Genomic DNA, 18,477 nt, shown 5'->3' with positions numbered 1-18,477 from the left:
GGCTGTCTACAGGCTATCTAAGGCATCCAGCGCTGACCGACAGGAGAAACGGCTGTGAACATCTTTGGGATTGGTCTGCCAGAAATGGCGGTGATTATGATTCTAGCGCTGCTGATCTTTGGCCCGAAAAAACTGCCAGAGATTGGGCGCAGCTTGGGCAAGGCGATCAAGGGCTTTCAGGATGCGTCTCGCGAGTTTCAGGAAGAGTTTAAGAAAGAAGCAGAGCAAATCGAGAAAACCATCAGCCAACCGATGGAAGCCAAGCTAGAGCCGCCCGCACAAAAGGTTCTCTCGGCAACGGAGACGGCTGAGCCGACGGATGCTGAAGTGATCACGCCCGTCGAAGAAGACGCTGCTAGCCCCTCCCAACCCGGCTAGACGATGGGGGAGTCTCGTGATGTGGCGATCGCCCCTACGCCTCAGCTCATCGTGGGTCTGGGCAATCCGGGCGCTAAGTATGACCGCACCCGGCACAACGTCGGATTTATGCTGGTGGACGAGCTAGCCCGCTCTTGGCAGATCAGCCTGGCAGACCACAAAAAATTTCAGGGCATTTTTGGGGAAGGCCTTGGCCCGCACCGCGACAAGATTCGTCTGCTCAAGCCCCAGACCTATATGAACCTGTCGGGGCAGTCGATTCGTGCGGTGGTGGATTGGTACAAGCTCTCGCCTGAGTCGGTGCTGGTGGTATATGACGATATGGATCTGCCGCTGGGCCGCCTTCGCCTGCGGCTATCGGGTTCCGCAGGCGGACACAACGGCATGAAGTCCACCATTTCGCACCTGGGCACGCAGAATTTTCCGCGCCTCCGCATCGGCATTGGCAAGCCCAAAACAGCGACCCCCGCAGACCAAGACACGGTTTCTCATGTGTTAGGGCAGTTTTCTAAATCGGAAACAGCGGTTCTGAACGAAGTGCTGCGGCTGTGCGAAGAGGCGATCGCCCTCAGTCTCAAGCAAAGCACCGAAAAAGCCATGAGCCTTTATAACAACCGGGTTGCGGGTAGCTAGCGTTGAGGACAGCAGAGATCAGGGGATGGGACTAGATGCAAGACGCTCACGCAAAACGCTCACGCAAGACGCGCTACGTCCCGAAACCTGACCTCTGCATTCCGCTATGAGTAGGCGCGGTGGGCCAGCCATTCTTCCACGTCAGCTTGAGACTCTAGGGAACCTGCTTCGCCAGAAATCGGGTCATAGACGTGCCACTGCACCTTTTGGGTGGTGCGATCGCAGTCTTGCCAGACGCGGGGTTGGAGCGAGGCGAGGGATTCAGCGCTGGGCGCAGTCCATTTAATGTTCATGAAACAGCAGTCCTTCGGAAATCAAAAACGGATTATGAAATCAAGATGCAGCGTGGGTGAAGGGGCAGCGTTGCGTCTGGACAGGCGCAGGTTGCACCCGCAATGGGCAAAGAACCCAACCAAAGCAAAAACTAACCCGTTGGCAAATCACCCTTAGGGAAGAGGCGATCGCCCCACAGGTGCTAGCCAACTGATTTCACTGAGAAAATAATACTGTGTCCTTAGATACAAAACAATGCTTTTAGGGAAAATCACCCAGGGAGGTTCACCCAGACGGTGGTGTGCTTGTGGTTTGACTGGTCGATTCAGCTTGCGTCTGTCAACCATGCTCGTTATCTGTGCCGTTTAACGACTGGCACAGGGGGTCTAATATAGAGAAAGATAAATTTATGCCGATGCCGCCTCGTCATTCTCTGCCATGCCTTCTCAAACCACCTCGTCTATTTTTGTCGAAAAGAAAAAGCTGTCGAAGCCGCCGCTGGAGCTACACTACCTGGGCGATCGCGTGCTGAGGCAGCCTGCCAAGCGCATTACCAAAGTGGACGACGAGGTGCGCCAACTGGCGCGGCAAATGCTGCAAACCATGTACAGCGAAGACGGCATTGGGCTGGCGGCTCCCCAAGTCGGGGTTCACAAGCAGCTCATTGTGATTGACATTCACCTGGATGAACCCAAGACCCCGCCGCTGGTGCTGATCAACCCAAGTATCACGCGCCAGAGCAGCAAAACCTGCGTGATTCAGGAGGGCTGTCTGAGCATTCCGGGTGTATTTCTGGACGTGACGCGCCCAGAAGAGATTGAGGTGTCTTACAAAGACGAGGTGGGCCGCCCGCAAAAGCTGGTAGCAAATGATCTATTGGCGCGGGTCATTTTGCACGAAATGGATCACCTGAATGGCGTGATGTTTGTAGACCGGGTGGACAACGCCCTGGCGCTGAACCAAGAGCTAAGCAAGAATGGCTTTTCGGTGCAGGCTGTGAAGCCTATTGCCTGAGTCCTTTCTCGCCTGAGTCCTTTCTCTATTGACCGCTGCAACCGTCCGCCCATCCCTCCGCCCTATGATGACTCCCAAAAGCGGCCTGTTTCTGGCAGGCTCCTGCATTGCGGCGATCGCCGCCATCGGCTCTATCTTTGAGCTAACCTCCCAAACGCCCCAACTGGGGACAGCGCCCACGGGCATTATTCTGGCGCTTAGCATTCCCCTAACGGTGCTGCTGTTTTTGGCGGCCGTCCGCGATGCCCGAGCAAACCAGTGACGGACTTTGTGCCCCAGGTCGCCTATCTGCGGCTATGTGCCCCGACGGGCGCAGCCCCGGCAGATGTGGTGTATCCTCTCCCGCTGACGCGAGAGGTGCGGCTGGGGCGCGATCCAGACTGCCAAATTGTGGTGGATTCGGCGGCCTACAGCGGGGTTTCCCGGTTTCATGCCTGTATCGAAGCCACGCCTGACCGAGTGGGCTGGCAACTCCGCGACCTGGAAAGCACGAACGGGACTTACCTGAATGGGCGACTCCTGCATCAGGCAGAGCGGCTGCGGGCGGGCGATCGCCTCTCCTTGGGCCAGCGCGGGCCGCAGTTTGTGTTTGAGCTGCGCCCGGTTCAGTCGGCGGATGATGCTTCGATCACCGATGCCCGCCTAATTCCCACCGTGTCGAGCGATTTGCAGGCAGAGGCCGATTTGCTAGACCCGCCGGAAGATGCAGGGCTTACCGATGAAGGCATCACCGTCAGCCAGTTGTTTCCCATTCTTTCCACTGGAACCGATCTGCTCCAGCGGGCTTACCTGGTGCCAGGAATCATCACCATCAGCTTTGTAGTGCTGCTGTTTATTGCAGTGGGCAATCCCCCCGTGTTTAATGTCACGCTGGCGACCTATCTGGCGATCGCCGCCTATTACGTGGTCTATCAGCTTTGCGGCAAGCCCAAGCCCTTGTGGTGGCTGCTGGGGGCGGCGCTGATGATGGTGGTGCTGCTGCTCAGCCCGGTGCTGAACCTGTTTATTTATGTGTTCCAAGACCTGCTGCCCGGAGACATTCCCACTCAGTTTTCTGGCAACTTGTTGGTGCTGCTGGGGCAGATGTTTATCGGGGCGGGGCTGATGGAGGAACTGCTGAAGGCGATTCCAGTGTTGGTGGCCTGCGCGGTGGGGCTGGCGCTGCGATCGCCCTGGCGAGAGCGACTGGGCGTGTGGGAGCCGCTGGACGGTATCCTGCTGGGCACTGCTTCGGCCGTCGGCTTCACGCTGCTGGAAACGCTTGGACAATACGTGCCCAGCGTGATTCAGAACGTGAACATGCAGGGAGGAATCGGGCTAGGGGAAGTATCGGGGCTGCAAATTTTAATTGCCCGCGTGCTGGGGTCGATCGCCGGACACATCGCCTATAGCGGTTATTTGGGCTATTTCATCGGCCTCAGCATGTTGAAGCCGGCCCACCGCTGGCGGACTCTAGGAACGGGCTATCTGACGGCTTCTGTGCTGCATGCGCTCTGGAACGTCTGCGGCATTTTGAATTTGTCGGCGCTGGCCATTGTCGGCAGCGTGTCCTATGCATTTCTGATGGCAGCCATTCTCAAAGCCCGCAAACTCTCGCCCACGCGCCATGAGAACTTTGCCACGCAACTGAGGCGGCGGGGGTAGGAGGAGTTTGCGGGTTGGGGCGCTGGAGCGGGCTACCCCCGTCGCTCTGCTACTCCGACCCACCCTCCGCTTTGGATGGATCAAGCCTTGGATTGGTCAATAATATGGCGGGCGATCGCCAAACTGAGGCGAGCCTGCTCAATGCTGGAGAGGTCTTCCCAGGCTTCGGAGCGCACGGAGCGCAGCGCTCCCTCTAGCAGGTCGGTTTCGCCTTGGTCGCGCATGGCATAGGCGAAGGGACGCGCCAGCACGTATAGGTCATCGTCGCCCCACTCGGGCAGCACGTCGCGGACGCTGGCAACCAGCTGATCGGCCAGAGAATTGGAAGAGGCGATCGCCATCTGCGCCTGCTGCACCAGCCGCTCCAGCAGTCCTTGCGGCATCCGGTCAGCAAACCGCTGAAATAGGCCGCCGAAGGAAGCGGTCGTCAGCACGGGTTGAGCCGCATCTTGAGCAGAATCCACCGTGGCCCACAGTTGGTCAAATTGTGTGGAAAGGGACTGGGCATAGGAATCGAGCATGTCAGTCGGCCAACCCGCTGCTACTTCCTGCTCAAGCTGTTCAAAATAGCTAGATGCGGCGGGATCTGCCGGATTCCAGGGGTAAGATGCATCCGCATCATCTAATACGACCTGGAGGAGTTCTAGCTCAGCCTGAGACCGAAAGGCAGAAAAGCAGGGACGGGTTGAATCGCTTGCCATGGTTCTTGCTCCTGAATGCGCCGGACGAGTGTTGTCTAGGGTTACTTGTGTTAACTGGGTATCGAATGGGTTCGATAGGACTAGCTACAGACTCGGATGGGTCAGTTCCGTAATTGGCTGATAAGGAATTTGAAAATTTTGGCAGCGGGGTAAAGTGGAAATTTTGAAAGAGTATTATCCAGACAAATATAAGCACAATAAACCCAGAAAACCGTACCTGCTCCGGCCAAAGCGCAGCCAGAAGCCAAGCATCACAGGGGCGGGGTGAGGTCATTGGGCACAAATTCTAGCTGAAATGTGCCAAATCGGAGGCGGCTGTGGGGCTTGAGGGCGACCTCTTCTTGATGCACCTTGCGCCACTGGCCTTGCGGCTCCAGCAGAAACGTGCCAAAGCGAGAAAAGTCGCGCAGGACATAAACCTGCTCTGCGCTGGCTGCCCCGACCGACCCGCGATAGAAAATCTCAGCGTGGCGACGAGAAACGCCAGGAGATTTAATCACCAGGTCATTGCCCTCCAAAAAGCCAACCCGCACCATGCCGCCGTAGATGGGCCAGGTTTGGTGGGGTGGCTCGACGGCGCGGAGGCAGGCAGAGGGAAACGGCACCTCACCCCAGCTAGAGGGATTTTCGGGAATTTCGGTAACCCCTTCTGTCAGCGGTTTGACCAATTCGCCGTCAAATTCTGGATGCATGTAGAGGACGGGCAGGGTCCAGGCGATCTGGTTGAAGCGATAGAGCGTTAGCAAATGCTGGCGGGCGATCGCCACCGCCTCGTCGATGGGCGATCGCTCGGCCAGGGCCCGCGCAAACCGCTGGATAAAGCTGTGGGCTTCGTGTTCGGCAATGCGATCGCGCATCCCCAGCACCGCCGGTACGCCGTGATGAATCAGCACTTCGGCCAGGCTGCTGCGGGGAATGGGGCGATCGCCCTGCATTTCGGGCTGTGCGCCCCAGCAGGCGTTAAACACGGCCAGCTTGATGCGGCAGCGGGTCAGCACCTGCGCCAGTTCCGTCCCATTCATCGTTGCATCAGGACGGAGGAAGAGCATCCCGCCGTCTGGGCCAGGCATCCCGTGGCCAGAGTAAAACAGCACGTTGTACTGCTTGGTTTCTAGGTGAGACGTGAGTTCGGCGGCAGTCGGCTGCACCAGCGTCGTCACCTCGCAGGGCACAGGCGGCACAAAGCGATGAAACGCTTCTCCCTGAGACACGTCCTGAAGCAGCGCCGTCAGCGCGTCGGCCTCTTGCTGCAACTGGAGTCGAAAGTCGCTGGTGGAGAGGCTGCGATCGGGTTCAGCGTCCTGTCCCTGCACTAGCAAGATCCGCAGGGAGTTTTCTTCGCGCAAGGCCGGCAGCGGATCGACTTCGTTGGTGGTGCGGCTAAACAAAAGCTGCTGACTGAGGGCGATCGCCTGTCGTCCGGGCTGGGGCTGCATGATTTCCCAGGGCAGCGCCATTAGCTCAGGGTCACGAATCTCTAGTCGCAGTCGGAGCGATCGCCCCTGGCCCTGAGCAATGCCCTGGCTCTGGGCCAGGCTATTTTGGATGGAACCGTCAAACAACCACTGCCAGAGGCTCACGCCCAAATGCTGCATCAGGCGGCCCGCGTAGCCCGGTGTTGGGTCGTCGGGCTGGGGCGGTGGCAACACTACTGCCGGAATCCGGGGAACTGCGGGCAAATCCCGCAAGGAAAACATCGACTGCCATGCTTGCCAAATTTCGGTTAGCTCCGCTGGCCAAGCTCGGTCGTGATGCACGTAGCCTGCCTGCGATGGGGCCTGTAGCACCCAAATCGCATAGTGGTCTGCGTCAGCAGCGGTAAGGCGGCGAATCGCAAGCCGCAGGCAGGGATGATCAGACGAAAGCATGAAACCGGGAGTTTAAACGGCTAATTCAACAAAATTCATGGCTCGAAATCGAAATGCACCCAACCCAGCACTGTGCGTGTGAACGTGAACTGTGAATGGGCTGAAGCCTGAAGCGAAACTCAGACCTCAAACAAGTACTCTCGAATCTCTCGAATATAGTATTCCCAAACCTGTTCCAGTCTTCTGCGCCTCTAACACTATGCGATCCCCATTCAGTCATTGCTATCCTGCATGATCGATCGTCACACTGCCGACGCTTATCCAGTGTATCGAGTAATTCACCGGGTTTTTCCTCTTTGCCTCCAGAAGGCTAGATCTTTAGAGGCTCAATAGAGCCTAAGTCTGGCTCAATCTTAGGAGGCTAAAGCTCAGACGCTAACCAACGCCACGAGGAGATGCGCCGGGTGGGGCGCTGGGAGGCGTTGCAGGCCCCACAGGCGGCAGGGCTGGGGGTGGAGCGGGCAAATCGGGCGTTGGGGTCGCAGGCGTTGGGGTTGCAGGCGTTAGAGTTGCAGGTGGTGTAGTCGAAGCAGGATTGCAGACCCCGCGCTGGGCATTGGTCGGCGTGGGGTTGGGCATCATCAGCGGACGGAGATCGCTTAGCGCTACCCAGCCTTCTTTGCCCGGAGTGGCGATCGCGCTTTGCTCAGGCGGCAGGGCATTGGGCGTATCCACCGGAGGTGGGGCTGGCAACTCGCCAGCGGGGGATGCCGAGAGCGCCGGGTTTGCACTCGAAGCGGAGCCATTGTCGGGCGCGATGGGCGGGGCAGGGGAACTGGAAGTCGTCGAAGCCGCTGGTGTAGGGGCTACGGCTTGCTCCATAGAACAAACCCTGAGTTTGATCTCGGTGGGGTTATCGGGCGGCCGGCGCTCCAGCACCATCAACACGCTACCAGGGGCGATCGCCAGACCTGTCGTTGCAGGGGTTGCAGGGGAGGGGGATGCCGTGGGACTGCCCTCGACTGTGGGGGGTGAGGACAGCAGCACTAGCCCAGAGGCTTCGCTGGGTGCGCCATCAGCTGCTCGTCCAATCAGAATAAACGCGCCGGGCTGAAGGGCGATCGCTGGGTCTTCTTCGGCAGGGGGGGATAGGGTAGGCGCAGGGGGAAACCCCGTCAAACTGGCCAGGCGATCGCGCATCAGCCAGTAGCCCAGCGCCCCCGCCCCCAGCAGCGCCAGGAGGGTCAGCAACAGCGGTAGGGTTCTTGGCTTGGCGGCAACGGGCGACACGACCTGCGTTTTGGGCAAAGCGGGTTCGCTGGGCTGCGGTGAGAGATTGGGGAATGGGTTGGAGGCTTGCGCGGCTTGGGCGGAGGGAGAGCCGACGGGAGAAACGACGGCAGTAGAGGCGATCGCCGTCGGGACTGGGGCGACCTCTGCACCAGGAAGCTGCGTCGGTGCAAGCTTGGTAGGCGACAGGCTGGGAAGCTGGACATGAACAATGCCAACGGTTACATTGTCATGACCATTTTGGGAGTTCGCCAGATCGACGAGTCGCTGGGTGACGATTTCCAAATTGGCACGTCCGCCCAGCACCGGGAGCAGTTCCAAATCCCAATACTGTTCCACCCGATCATTGTCGCTCAGCCCGTCAGAACACAGCAAAAACAGGCTGTCGTCATCCAGCACAAACCGCTGCACGTTGGCATGGAGCAAAGACGAACTGCTCATGCCCAGCGCCTGCACCAGAGAGCCAGAACTGGCGTGTTGCAGCGCCTCCCGATAGAAGCTATAGCCCATGCGGACTTCGCGCGAGGCCACGTCGTCATCCTGCGTAATCTGGTGACAGTTCCACGGGGTAATCCAGTAGGCGCGACTGTCCCCCACGTGGGCCAGATATAGCTCGTGCCCGCGCACCAGCGCCATGACCAGCGTGGTGCCCATGCGCTGCCGATCCTGGCGATGCTCTTCGTCATTGCGCTGGCTAATCAGGTCATTGGCGGCGCATGCGGCAGCTTCTAGTTCCTGCATCAAAGCCAAGGGACTGAGGCGGCTGAGGTCGCTGGACTGGAGGTGTTGCTGCACGGCGGCGATCGCCAGATTAGAGGCCACATCTCCCCCCTGATGCCCGCCAATGCCGTCGCACACAATCAGCAGCGGGGTGACCGTTGGGGTCAAAGCAAGCGTCTGGGCCGTGCCGCTGGGGGGATAGCACGCATCTTCATTGCGCTGGCGGCTGGGGCCTTGGTCGGTGCGGGTAGCCAGCGATACCTGGCGGGGGGACTCTTGGGCCACTGTCCACAGCGCTTTGTCCAGTCGTTCGATTACCTGTTCTGAAGCATGAAGTTGCCCCCGAACCATCTCCTGGCAGAGCGCATCGAGATGGGGCGACACTTTCGCATGGGCAGAGGGCAACCACTGCTGCCACAGGCTGCCCAGGTCTGCCAGCGTCGGTTCAATGCCCGATGCATCCAGTTGAAGTTCCATCAGGCGCACCAGTGCCCCTTCCACGCGCAGCAGATCCGGCATCAGCAAAGAGGAGACGACTTGTTCTGTGGCGAAGGGCTGCCACAGGTGCGCGATTTGCCAGAGCCAGTTGAGCTGGCGCAGCGCAGAGGATCGGGGCCAGAGGTCTGTCAGCGAGGGGAAAAGCTGGGGGTCGCTGGCAGCAGGGTCAGCATCGGACGGCGTGTTGGGCAGGTAAAGGGGCGATCGCTCCAGTAGCGCCAGCTTTTCTGGGCCGCCCGCCGATTCCAGCCGCACCCAGTCATACACCTGGGGCACATGCAGCGCGTAGGGCGACAGCCGCAGGTAGGGCAGCAGATCATCGGGAACTTGCTCGGTCGAGATTCCTGGCAATAGCCCTGGCTTGGTATCTAGCAGCACCCGCCCGCCCTTGACTAAGTAGCGATTAGCCAACAGTTCACCACTCCGACAAGACTCCGCCCCTGGGCCAATCGCCCAGAGGTATCGCTTGGTCAGCGGCGTTCTACACTTCTGGCAAAACTTGCTGCGCTCTGAATTGGGAGCCTGACAGGAATAGTTGGAGCAGTAGAGCATTCGCGGAGTGTGCCACCAGCAGCCAATGAAAAACAAGATTCGGCTTTACTAGGATAACGTAGACCCCAGCCGAACACATCATTTCGCCGCCCAACGCTCCGCCTAACGCCCTGTCGCAAGCATCGACCCAGCAAACCAATTTCCATCAGGATTTAAGTCAACTCAGGTCAGACCAGCCGTATCGATTGCAAACCTGCTGAGAACGCCTAAGCCATCTAAACTGAGTCACCTAGACGTTGATATCAGCAGAAACTCTGGGCAAACCCAGGCTATAGTTCCGCACGCGGCTTTGCAGGTTGTAGGATATCTTGCCGTCGTAGAGGAGCGATCGCACGAAATGCTCCAGATCTGAACCAATCCGCCGCACGTTGTAGTCCGTTAGATCTGCTCCGTCATACTGCGCGGTCAGTTCTTCAAATTTCTTATACACGGCTTGCAGAGCTTCGTCGTTCCAGTTCAGTTCGTTGTCTGGGTCAACGTCCAGCGTCAGCTTGTCGGTGCTGGGAACCAGCTCGTTGTCTTGAACCTCTGCTGAGAAAATCCGAATGTGCCGCGTGGTGGACTTGATTAACATAGTGCGATCGCCGCCCCAAAAAGTTCGCTACTCAAAGGTCTTCAGACATTGTACAGGTCGCACCCCAGCCAAAGCAGGTTTCCCTAGCGCTCTCACTTTTAAATTCTCGATAGGCTCAATTGAGATTCGTAAATTCGCCTGCCATACTCCAACGCAGCAAGCGGCCCCGCAAATTGCAGAACCGCTTGCTGAGGGGGTACGAAAACCCGGCGCAACCTGTCAATTTGTCAAACCAACATCAAGCCGGGCGCTAGCGCACCGTCCCTTCCAGGTGAGCCGTATCAATCGGCTTCATTAGATAAAGCTGGAGCATCTTCACGCCAATGGATAGGATGTGAGGCAAGCGCTTCAGCGTTTTCAGCGGCTTCGGCTCGTTCGATGCGGGCGCGTTGACAATCTTCAGGTAGCTGGCGGCGGCTTCGTCCATCAGCCGGAAGAAGTCGGGATGATCCACATTCAGCACCAGCGGAAACACGCGGCCAGCCGTGGCGTTCGTCTCGCGGATTACGTCGATGTCGTAGTCCCGCGCGTTGATGCCCAGCGCCTTGTAAAAGTCAGCCCGCTGCAAGTCGTTGAGATACATCGTCGCAAACACCGACAGCAGGAAGAAGCGACACCACAGCCGCGCTTTCCAGTCATTCAGAATGCTGGGCTGCGCCTTCATAATCGCGTCAAAGAAGTCGCCGTGGCGATTCTCGTCTTGGCACCAGTTTTCAAAGAAGCTGAAGATCGGGTAGATGCGATTTTCGGGGTGGGCTTGCAGGTGGCGGAAAATCTTGATGTACCGCCAGTAGCCAATTTTCTCTGACAGGTAGGTGGCGTAGAAAATGAACTTGGGCTTAAAGAAGGTGTAGCTGCGGCTCTTGGTCAAAAAGCCCAGATCCAGCGACATATTAAAGTCTGACAGGGCTTTGTTCAAAAAGCCTGCGTGCCGCGCTTCATCCCGCGACATCAGCGTAAAGCACTCTGCCAGCACTGGGTTCTTGTCCTTGAGGCGGCGGCCCAACTCTTTGTAAAGCAAAAAGCCAGAGAATTCCGCTGTGCAAGAGCGCTCCAAAAACTCGATAAACAGTTGACGACTCTCGCCGTCGATGTGATCCCAGGACTGATTAAATTCTTCGCTCCGCACAAAGTGGTGACGGTTGTAGTCTGTGCGGAACTCTTCCAGGATTGCCCTCAGTTCATCCTCGTTCACGGAGATGTCCATCTTAGCCATCTCGTCGAAGTCGGTGGTATAGAAACGGGGGGTGAGAATCGTCTCTTTCGCCGGGACTTTCACGCCCGGACGAAGTTCTTCAAAGCCAGGTTTCTTGAGGGAATCTACCATTGCCAGGTCTTATCAGATTGGATAACTCGAAGCTTTAATAATGACGGCACGAATGACGGTACGCGAACGGTACGCAAACAGTGCAACGCATTGTGCTGCGTGTCTTTCAGTCTATCAGGACGACGTAACGGAAATGCGGAGAGCGTGTTAAGAGTTGCAACAGAAGATGTTGGAGTGTGGGGAGCCATTATCCCAACGCCCCCACGCCCAAGATCTGATTTAGCTTGCCGCTGCGGAAGCCTTCCAGATCCAGCGTCACGTAGACAAAACCGTAGCGCTGGAACTCTGCAACCAGAGTGGGCAGGTCGAGGGTGCTAATGAAGGTTTTGATGTCTTCGGCGGGGAGTTCGATGCGGGCGGTGTCGCCTTCGGATCGGACGCGCAGGGTTTTTAGCCCCAAGCTTCGCAGATAGCGTTCGGCGCGGCCGACGCGCTGGAGCTTGGCGACGGTGATTTCTTCGCCGTAGGGAAAGCGGGAGCTAAGGCAGGGCTGGGCGGGTTTGTCCCACCAGGGCAGACCTAGCATTCGGGAGAGTTCGCGGACTTCTAGCTTGGTGATGCCGACTTCGGCGAGGGGCGATCGCGCTCCTCGTTCTTTTGCCGCCTGAATGCCCGGTCGATAGTCCTGCAAATCATCGGCATTCACACCATCGACCACGTAGGGATAGCCGCGCTCTAGGGCGAGGGGCTTCAGCGTGTCGTGCAGTTCGCTCTTGCAAAAGTAGCAGCGGTTGACCGGGTTGGCAGTGTAGTTGGGGTTGTCCATTTCGTGGGTTTGCACCACTTCATGGGCGATGCCGATTTCCGCCGCCTGCACCCGTGCGTCTTCTAGGTCTTCGGGCAAGAGCGAGGGCGACTCGGCGGTGATGGCTAGGGCGCGATCGCCCAACACGTCCCACGCCACCTTGGCCACCAGCGTACTATCGATGCCGCCTGAGTAGGCAATTAGCGCTCGATCCATCTCTGCAAAGAGCGATCGCAACTGTTCCAGCTTTTCTGCCAGCATGAATCTCGCGTTATCCTCCCAACGCTGTCGTCTGTTTCCAGACTAGCGAATTTGAGGGGGAGTCATGGGGGATAGGGGGATGGCGGGAGCGGAAAGTGTAGTTTGGACAACATTTACAGCGGGTGGAAAGGCAGATGTCATCTGGATTCCAAAGAAATGCCTAAAGCTACCCTCGATTTCGGGAAGCAGTCTCTAAAGTAGTACCTATGCGTAACCCCTAGTTGCGATTGGCACTGGTCGAACGGTTGTCGAGATGGGTTGAAAGCCATTCGTCAAAAACAGGTGTCGAAAACAGGTGTCGAATGTCGAAAATCTGTGCCACTCAAACTGGCTTCTGGAACTTCGGGAGGGATGAACATGGCAGATGCGGCTTTGCCCGTAGCGTCGAGTGATTTGGAGGAACTGAAACCCAACCTCCGTCATCCCTTGGCGGTGCAGCGGATTCGGCGGTTGGTGTGGAAATTGGCGATCGCCACGCTGATCCTCATGGCAATCGGCAGCGCCACCCGCGTCATGAATGCAGGACTGGCCTGTCCCGATTGGCCCCTCTGCTACGGCACGCTAGTGCCCACCCAGCAGATGAATTTGCAGGTATTTCTGGAATGGTTTCATCGGCTGGATGCCTCGCTGATTGGGCTGTTGACCATGCTGCTGGTGGGCATGAGCCTGTGGTATCGTCGCTCGATTCCCCGCTGGGTGCCCTGGGCCTCGGCGTTCGCTCTGTTCCTCGTGGTGTTTCAGGGCGTGCTGGGTGGGCTGACAGTTATTGAACTGTTGCGATTCGACATCGTGACCGCGCACCTGGGCACGGCGCTGGCGTTTTTCGTGACGCTGCTGGTGATGGGCGTAGCGCTCTTGCCGCACGAGGGGACGGGAACCGTTGGCAAGTTGCCCTGGTTTAGCCTGGCCGCTGCGCTGCTGGTTTATGCTCAGAGCCTTTCTGGGGCGCTGGTGGGATCGCGCTGGGCGCTGCACCAATGTCTGGGCGGGTCGCAGCTTTGTGTCGTGATGAATACACACCTGCTAGGGGTGGTTCCGGCTAGTCTGTCGGTGTTGATTCTCGTGGGGCTGGCCTGGCGCACTCCGGCGCTGCATCCCAGCCTGCGGCGGCTGGCAAACTTGGCGCTGGTTTTTTTGGGGCTGCAAGTGCTGCTGGGTGTGGCTACTTATCGCCTGCACTTACAGGTCGAGCCGCTGACGGTAGCACACCAGATGATTGGCGCGTGTCTGCTGGGAACGCTAGTTTGCTTTACAGCCTTGGGATGGCGCGATCGCCCCGTCTCTGAGGTCAAGAGTGTGGCTGCTCAGGCTTCGACCGATTCCCCTGAGCCACCGCCGTCTGGCGCAGTGCCCGTGTAGGGAGGACTGCCGTTCGACTTTAGATTTTGGATTTCCGATTTTGGTCTGGCTTGCCTCAAAGCGTCTAACGTAGCTGGGGCTTTGCGACAAAGCAACTCATTTTTCCGCAGATTTCGTCCGCAGATTTCGCAAATTCCGCAAATTTAATTTCTGCACTTAATACTTCCCGCGATATTCGCTCTGGTCAGGTTAGACCCGCTGCTTTTTTAGGATGCTGCTAATGCAAGATACCGTTTGCACCAATTCCATCCGCCATCATCAAAATGTTTGGCAAGTCGTTCAGAGCTACTGGCAACTCACCAAGCCCCGCATCATCATCCTGCTGCTAATCACCACCGCAGGCAGCATGTGGATCGCCGCCCACGGTGAAGTAGACCCTGTGCTGGCGCTGGTGACGCTGCTCAGCGGGGCCCTGGCCGCCGCCTCTGCCAATACGATTAACTGTCTCTACGACCGCGATATTGACTACGACATGGAGCGCACCCGCCATCGACCACTGCCGTCGGGCCGCATCCAGCCGCGAGATGCCCTGATTTTTGCGATCGCCCTCGCGCTCCTCTCCTTCACGCTGCTGACGGTGTTTGCCAACCTGCTGAGCGCTTGCCTGGCCATGTCGGGCATTGTGACCTATGTCCTGGTCTACACGCACTGGCTCAAGCGCCACAGCACACAGAACATCGTCATCGGTGGTGCAGCGGGCGCAATTCCGCCGCTAGTGGGCTGGGCAGCAGTGACAGGTGAGCTAAGCTGGGCCGCCTGGGTATTCTTTGCCATCATCTTTTTCTGGACACCGCCCCACTTCTGGGCGTTGGCGATGATGATTCAAAAGGATTACGAAAAGGTCGGCGTGCCGATGCTGCCCGTGGTCGCCGGACAGGTGGCTACCGCCAAGCAAATTTGGATCTACACGCTAATTATGATTCCGGTGACGCTGCTGCTGGTGTTTCCCCTCGGCGTGATGGGGGTAGTGTATCTGGTGGCGGCGCTGGGACTGGCTGCGGTTTTCCTGAAAAAAGCCTGGGCCCTGCTCAAAAACCCGATGGACTATGACTCTGCGCGATCGCTCTTTAAGTACTCCATCTTTTATATGATGCTGCTCTGCGCGGGCATGGCAGTAGACAGCCTGCCGATTACACACCAGATTACTGGGCAAATTTCAGGGGCGATCGCCCAGCACGCCTCGTTTCTAAGCGAGATTGTGCCGCTATAGCGACGAGTCGCTTAGCCCGGTTCATCCCCTTGAACCGGGTTTCTAAAAAACCGCTGCCCACCGCTGCAAAATCGGGTTTACCATCTCCGGAGCTTCATCCTGGGGGCAATGTCCCAACCCTTCCAGAGGAATAAAATCCTGGACGCAGGGGTAGTTGGCAAATTCGCGACCGAGAGCGATCGGCTCCCACGGGTCTTCAGTGCCCCACAGCACCAGCACTGGGCAGGTCACTTGGGGAAGCAAATCTTCCGCCAGCGGCCCCTGAGAATAGCGGATAAACGCCAGGAACACATCCACTGCACCTGGTTCAAAGGCTGGCTTCAGCAGCAAGTCCACCAGTTCATCGGTCACGGCATCCTTGCGGCCATAGGCTTGCAGCAACACCTTGCGAACCGTCTTGGGCTGGGCAATTTGCGAAAAGAAGAACTGCCCGATCGCCCGGTTGGCCAGCACTTGCTGAAGCCACACCGAGCCAAACCGCCGATACCAGGGCAGGGTCGCCCGCTTGCGGTCGTGCAGCATCCGCAGCGAACAGTCGAGCATGGCCACGCCGCGCACCCATTCTGGCTCCAGCACAGCCGCCTGAAGCGCCGCCACACAGCCAATCGAATTGCCCACCAGCAGCACGGGTTCCCCAATCACCTCGCGGCAAAAATCGAGCAACTGCTGTCCCCAGGTGTCAAAGGTGTATTGAATGGTCTCTCCCGGCGCGGGCTTGGCAGAATAGCCAAAGCCAATCAGGTCGATGGCAAACACCCGGTTCGTGTCAGCCAGAACCGGGAGATTTTTGCGCCAGTGGTCGCTGGACGCGCCAAAGCCATGCACCAGCAGCATCGGGACACCCATTTTGCCCGCTTGCTGATAGCGGATCGGGAAGCCGCGCCAGTGCCAGGTGTGGATGGAGATAGGGTGGGTTTGGGTGAGGGGCATGGTGGGGAAGGGGGAGGAATGAAGGGGGAAGAACGAAGGGGGAAGAACGAAGGGGGAGGAATGAAGAGGGAAGAACGAAGAGGGAAGAAATGCTCTGGGGTAGGCTTGCGGTTGTGTTGTGGCCGTAGGGTTGAGCGTTGGCTTTGTTTGAGGCGGCGGACTGTGAATTTTTGTAAATGCTGTCCTGATCATATATCAGTTGAAGAGGGGCCAGGAAGATTGGGAACCCCGAAAGCTCTCGTATAGCTTGCTTTAACTCCTGGTTAGGATTGGTAGCTAAAGGGTTGTTGGCCAAGCAAGGCATTAGGTAACGTGGCAAGAAGAGCTTGAGTTTCTGGACTAAGGGAGTTAAGAGAGTTTCTTTTGGATAGCACTAAATGAGAAAAAAGCTCGATCCGTGCTATCCTTGGCTCCTAAGGCGAAAAAAGAGTACGCGTTTACTATTAACTGAGTATGGCTCAAGCAGGCTCTAAGCAACTAGGATTGTTTCAAAAGAAAAAAATAACTAAGCAATCAGAAGTCAATAGGCAGCCTTATTACACTCAGGGATATGGAGCAGCATACTTGGGAGATAGTCTTGAGCTTATACAAGATCTGAAGGATTGCAGCGTTAACCTGATTTTGACATCACCTCCCTTTGCACTTACCCGCAAAAAAGAATACGGGAATGAAAGTGCAGAAACTTATGTTAGTTGGTTCCTTCCCTTCGCACATGAATTTAAGAGGGTACTCACTGAAGATGGGTCATTTGTAATTGATTTAGGGGGTGCCTATCTTCCTGGAAATCCAGTGCGGAGCATCTATCAATATGAATTGCTTGTTCGATTATGCAAAGAAGTCGGATTTTTCTTGGCTCAAGATTTCTTTCACTATAATCCTGCTAGGCTCCCAACCCCTGCCGAATGGGTTACTGTTAGACGTATTCGAGTAAAAGATTCAGTCAATGTAGTTTGGTGGTTGTCCAAAACTGAACATCCAAAGGCTGATAATAAAAAGGTTTTGAAGCCTTATAGCGAAAGCATGAAACAGCTTCTAAAGAATGGATACAAAGCTAAATTACGTCCTAGCGGACATGATATTTCTACTAAATTTCAAAAGGATAATGCAGGGGCAATTCCACCAAATCTCATAGAAGCAGCCAACACAGAATCAAACAGTTCCTATTTGCGGAGGTGCAAGGAAGCAGGAAAGAAACCTCATCCGGCACGGTTTCCCGCTTCTTTTGCTGATTTTTTCATCAATTTTTTGACGGATGAAAATGATCTTGTACTAGATCCTTTCGCTGGTTCCAACACGACGGGTTTTGTCGCAGAGAATTTACATAGAAGGTGGATAGCCTTTGAGTTGAACGAGGAATACTTGATCGGAAGCCAGTATCGTTTTGAGGAATAACCTGGACGCACTTGAATTGTGGTTCTGCGTAAACGTGCCCTTCTCGACCTTGTAACACGCTCCATTTTGGAGTGCAGGTGGAACGTTCTTTATTTAGAAAGCCCAGATAATCATCCATTTAGGTTGCAGGTCTATAGGGATGATGAAAGCTATCGGGTTCGCATTTACATTTGGAATTTGACTCACGGGGGAGGGTCAGCAAGACCCAGAAGCGAATACCGTATTCAAATCACGGGTTTATCCACCAGCTATTTTGAGCCTGAGATTGGGGGCAAAACTCTAATTCTTGGCTGGTGGGATGAAGTCGGCGTTTTTGCGGGCTTTGATTATAACAAGCATTCTGGAACATTAGGCTCTTCGCCTTCGATTCAAATTCGCGAGCAATTTCTTCGAAATGCTCACATTAACGGGTTTTCTGCTTGCGACAAAGGCAATGAGGAAATAGCGATCGCTTTCAAGCCTAGTTTCTTCATTGAATATATCAAAAACTTGGAATCTTTACATGGTTTTGGTGAATCTGAATATGATCTTAGTGTGCTTGAAACTGTGGCTGAGAATCCTTATGCAGTAAACGATGGAGAGATTGAGTCAACAAGCTGGACTCGTCAAACGGTGATTCAGTCTGTCAAAAAGAGATTAAGGGATTCTAGTTTCCAAGATCGAGTTTTAACCGCTTATAACTACCGATGTGCTATGTGCGGCGTACAGCTCGATCTAGTACAGGCAGCGCATATTGTACCCGTAAGCCATGAGAATGGAACTGATGAAACCTCTAACGGAATAGCTTTATGTGCATTGCATCACTATGCTTATGATCGTGGTCTTGTATTCGTAGATGAAGATTACTCAATTGAACTTAATCAAAGTAAGCTCGATAAGCTTCGAGTAATATCCCGCGATGAAGGACTAGAAGAGTTTACTGAAGCTTTAAGAGCCATAATTCTTCTACCTCCAGCTACTTCAGATCGTCCGCATAGAGATTATTTATCTATTGCTAATTTTTTACGTCTTGCAGCCTCGTAGCACAAAATTTAAGTTCATAAATCTGATGTCAGTCGGCCGGCTAATCCTCTGCCTTGAGGGGGATAGAGTAAAGATTATCAGTAAGGGTTCGAGGCAGAGGTGTTGAAAGATAGCTCAACATACAAAAAATGGGGGCAGAATGTAG

17 protein-coding genes are annotated in these 18,477 nt (G+C 56.0%); 9 read left to right on the top strand and 8 right to left on the bottom strand.

The window, feature by feature from the left end; all coding sequences use genetic code 11:
* Positions 1-54: 54 nt before the first annotated feature.
* Both IGS16_RS12185 and pth read left to right on the top strand, forming a co-directional pair.
* Positions 55-378, top strand: coding sequence for a TatA/E family twin arginine-targeting protein translocase (locus tag IGS16_RS12185; protein WP_297085781.1), 324 nt, complete (start codon positions 55-57; stop codon positions 376-378).
* A 3-nt stretch (positions 379-381) separates the two neighbouring features.
* A complete protein-coding gene (pth, locus tag IGS16_RS12180) occupies positions 382-1,011 on the top strand; it encodes an aminoacyl-tRNA hydrolase (protein WP_297085780.1) in 630 nt (209 codons plus the stop codon).
* A 104-nt stretch (positions 1,012-1,115) separates the two neighbouring features.
* Here the strand turns inward: pth and IGS16_RS12175 are convergent, their stop codons facing one another.
* Positions 1,116-1,304, bottom strand: a complete 189-nt coding sequence (locus tag IGS16_RS12175) for a hypothetical protein (RefSeq protein WP_297085778.1) — start codon at positions 1,302-1,304, stop codon at positions 1,116-1,118.
* 418 nt (positions 1,305-1,722) lie between these two features.
* Between IGS16_RS12175 and def the strand changes: the two genes are divergently transcribed.
* The 3 genes from def to IGS16_RS12160 all read left to right on the top strand — a co-directional run bounded on the left by def (position 1,723) and on the right by IGS16_RS12160 (position 3,942).
* Positions 1,723-2,298 carry a peptide deformylase gene (def, locus tag IGS16_RS12170; RefSeq protein ID WP_297085776.1) on the top strand — a complete coding sequence of 192 codons (576 nt, stop codon included), beginning with the start codon at positions 1,723-1,725 and terminating at the stop codon, positions 2,296-2,298.
* A gap of 67 nt (positions 2,299-2,365) precedes the next feature.
* The gene (locus tag IGS16_RS12165; RefSeq protein ID WP_068516784.1) at positions 2,366-2,560 is read left to right on the top strand and encodes a hypothetical protein; all 195 of its coding nucleotides are present in this window, start codon (positions 2,366-2,368) and stop codon (positions 2,558-2,560) included.
* Positions 2,557-3,942, top strand: coding sequence for a PrsW family glutamic-type intramembrane protease (locus tag IGS16_RS12160; RefSeq protein ID WP_297085774.1), 1,386 nt, complete (start codon positions 2,557-2,559; stop codon positions 3,940-3,942). The genes IGS16_RS12165 and IGS16_RS12160 overlap by 4 nt, the downstream gene beginning before the upstream one ends.
* 80 nt (positions 3,943-4,022) lie before the next feature.
* On the opposite strand, the gene IGS16_RS12155 is transcribed toward IGS16_RS12160, so the two are convergent.
* From IGS16_RS12155 to larE, 6 genes are all read right to left on the bottom strand, one after another.
* Positions 4,023-4,643 (bottom strand): hypothetical protein, encoded by a 621-nt coding sequence (locus IGS16_RS12155; RefSeq protein ID WP_297085772.1) that lies wholly within the window; start codon positions 4,641-4,643, stop codon positions 4,023-4,025.
* 251 nt (positions 4,644-4,894) lie between these two features.
* Complete coding sequence (locus IGS16_RS12150) at positions 4,895-6,511, bottom strand: CHAT domain-containing protein (RefSeq protein WP_297085769.1); 1,617 nt, start codon at positions 6,509-6,511, stop codon at positions 4,895-4,897.
* 375 nt (positions 6,512-6,886) lie between these two features.
* A complete protein-coding gene (locus IGS16_RS12145; protein WP_297085767.1) occupies positions 6,887-9,511 on the bottom strand; it encodes a protein phosphatase 2C domain-containing protein in 2,625 nt (874 codons plus the stop codon).
* Between the two features lie 229 nt (positions 9,512-9,740).
* Positions 9,741-10,085, bottom strand: coding sequence for an NAD(P)H-quinone oxidoreductase subunit M (locus IGS16_RS12140; RefSeq protein ID WP_297085765.1), 345 nt, complete (start codon positions 10,083-10,085; stop codon positions 9,741-9,743).
* A gap of 250 nt (positions 10,086-10,335) precedes the next feature.
* Positions 10,336-11,412: a magnesium-protoporphyrin IX monomethyl ester (oxidative) cyclase gene (gene acsF / locus IGS16_RS12135; RefSeq protein ID WP_297085763.1), complete on the bottom strand. Its 1,077-nt coding sequence runs from the start codon at positions 11,410-11,412 to the stop codon at positions 10,336-10,338.
* Between the two features lie 187 nt (positions 11,413-11,599).
* Entirely contained in the window at positions 11,600-12,418 is an 819-nt protein-coding gene (gene larE / locus IGS16_RS12130) for an ATP-dependent sacrificial sulfur transferase LarE (protein WP_297085761.1), read from the bottom strand.
* Between the two features lie 357 nt (positions 12,419-12,775).
* Here larE and IGS16_RS12125 point away from each other — a divergent pair, with 357 nt between their 5' ends.
* Positions 12,776-13,777, top strand: coding sequence for a heme A synthase (locus IGS16_RS12125; protein WP_297085760.1), 1,002 nt, complete (start codon positions 12,776-12,778; stop codon positions 13,775-13,777).
* A gap of 220 nt (positions 13,778-13,997) precedes the next feature.
* The gene (locus IGS16_RS12120) at positions 13,998-14,987 is read left to right on the top strand and encodes a heme o synthase (RefSeq protein WP_297085758.1); all 990 of its coding nucleotides are present in this window, start codon (positions 13,998-14,000) and stop codon (positions 14,985-14,987) included.
* 42 nt (positions 14,988-15,029) lie between these two features.
* Here IGS16_RS12120 and IGS16_RS12115 read toward each other — a convergent pair whose 3' ends face one another.
* Positions 15,030-15,917: an alpha/beta fold hydrolase gene (locus IGS16_RS12115; RefSeq protein WP_297085757.1), complete on the bottom strand. Its 888-nt coding sequence runs from the start codon at positions 15,915-15,917 to the stop codon at positions 15,030-15,032.
* Between the two features lie 453 nt (positions 15,918-16,370).
* Here IGS16_RS12115 and IGS16_RS12110 point away from each other — a divergent pair, with 453 nt between their 5' ends.
* Both IGS16_RS12110 and IGS16_RS12105 read left to right on the top strand, forming a co-directional pair.
* The gene (locus tag IGS16_RS12110) at positions 16,371-17,309 is read left to right on the top strand and encodes a site-specific DNA-methyltransferase (RefSeq protein WP_297085755.1); all 939 of its coding nucleotides are present in this window, start codon (positions 16,371-16,373) and stop codon (positions 17,307-17,309) included.
* Between the two features lie 18 nt (positions 17,310-17,327).
* Positions 17,328-18,332, top strand: a complete 1,005-nt coding sequence (locus IGS16_RS12105) for an HNH endonuclease (RefSeq protein WP_297085753.1) — start codon at positions 17,328-17,330, stop codon at positions 18,330-18,332.
* The last annotated feature ends 145 nt before the right edge of the window (positions 18,333-18,477 follow it).

It is taken from the genome of Thermoleptolyngbya sp. C42_A2020_037 (assembly GCF_015272455.1).
Classification (GTDB): Bacteria; Cyanobacteriota; Cyanobacteriia; order Elainellales; family Elainellaceae; genus Thermoleptolyngbya.
Note: the sequence above shows the minus strand (reverse complement) of the source record. Positions and strands in the feature narration are given on the sequence as shown.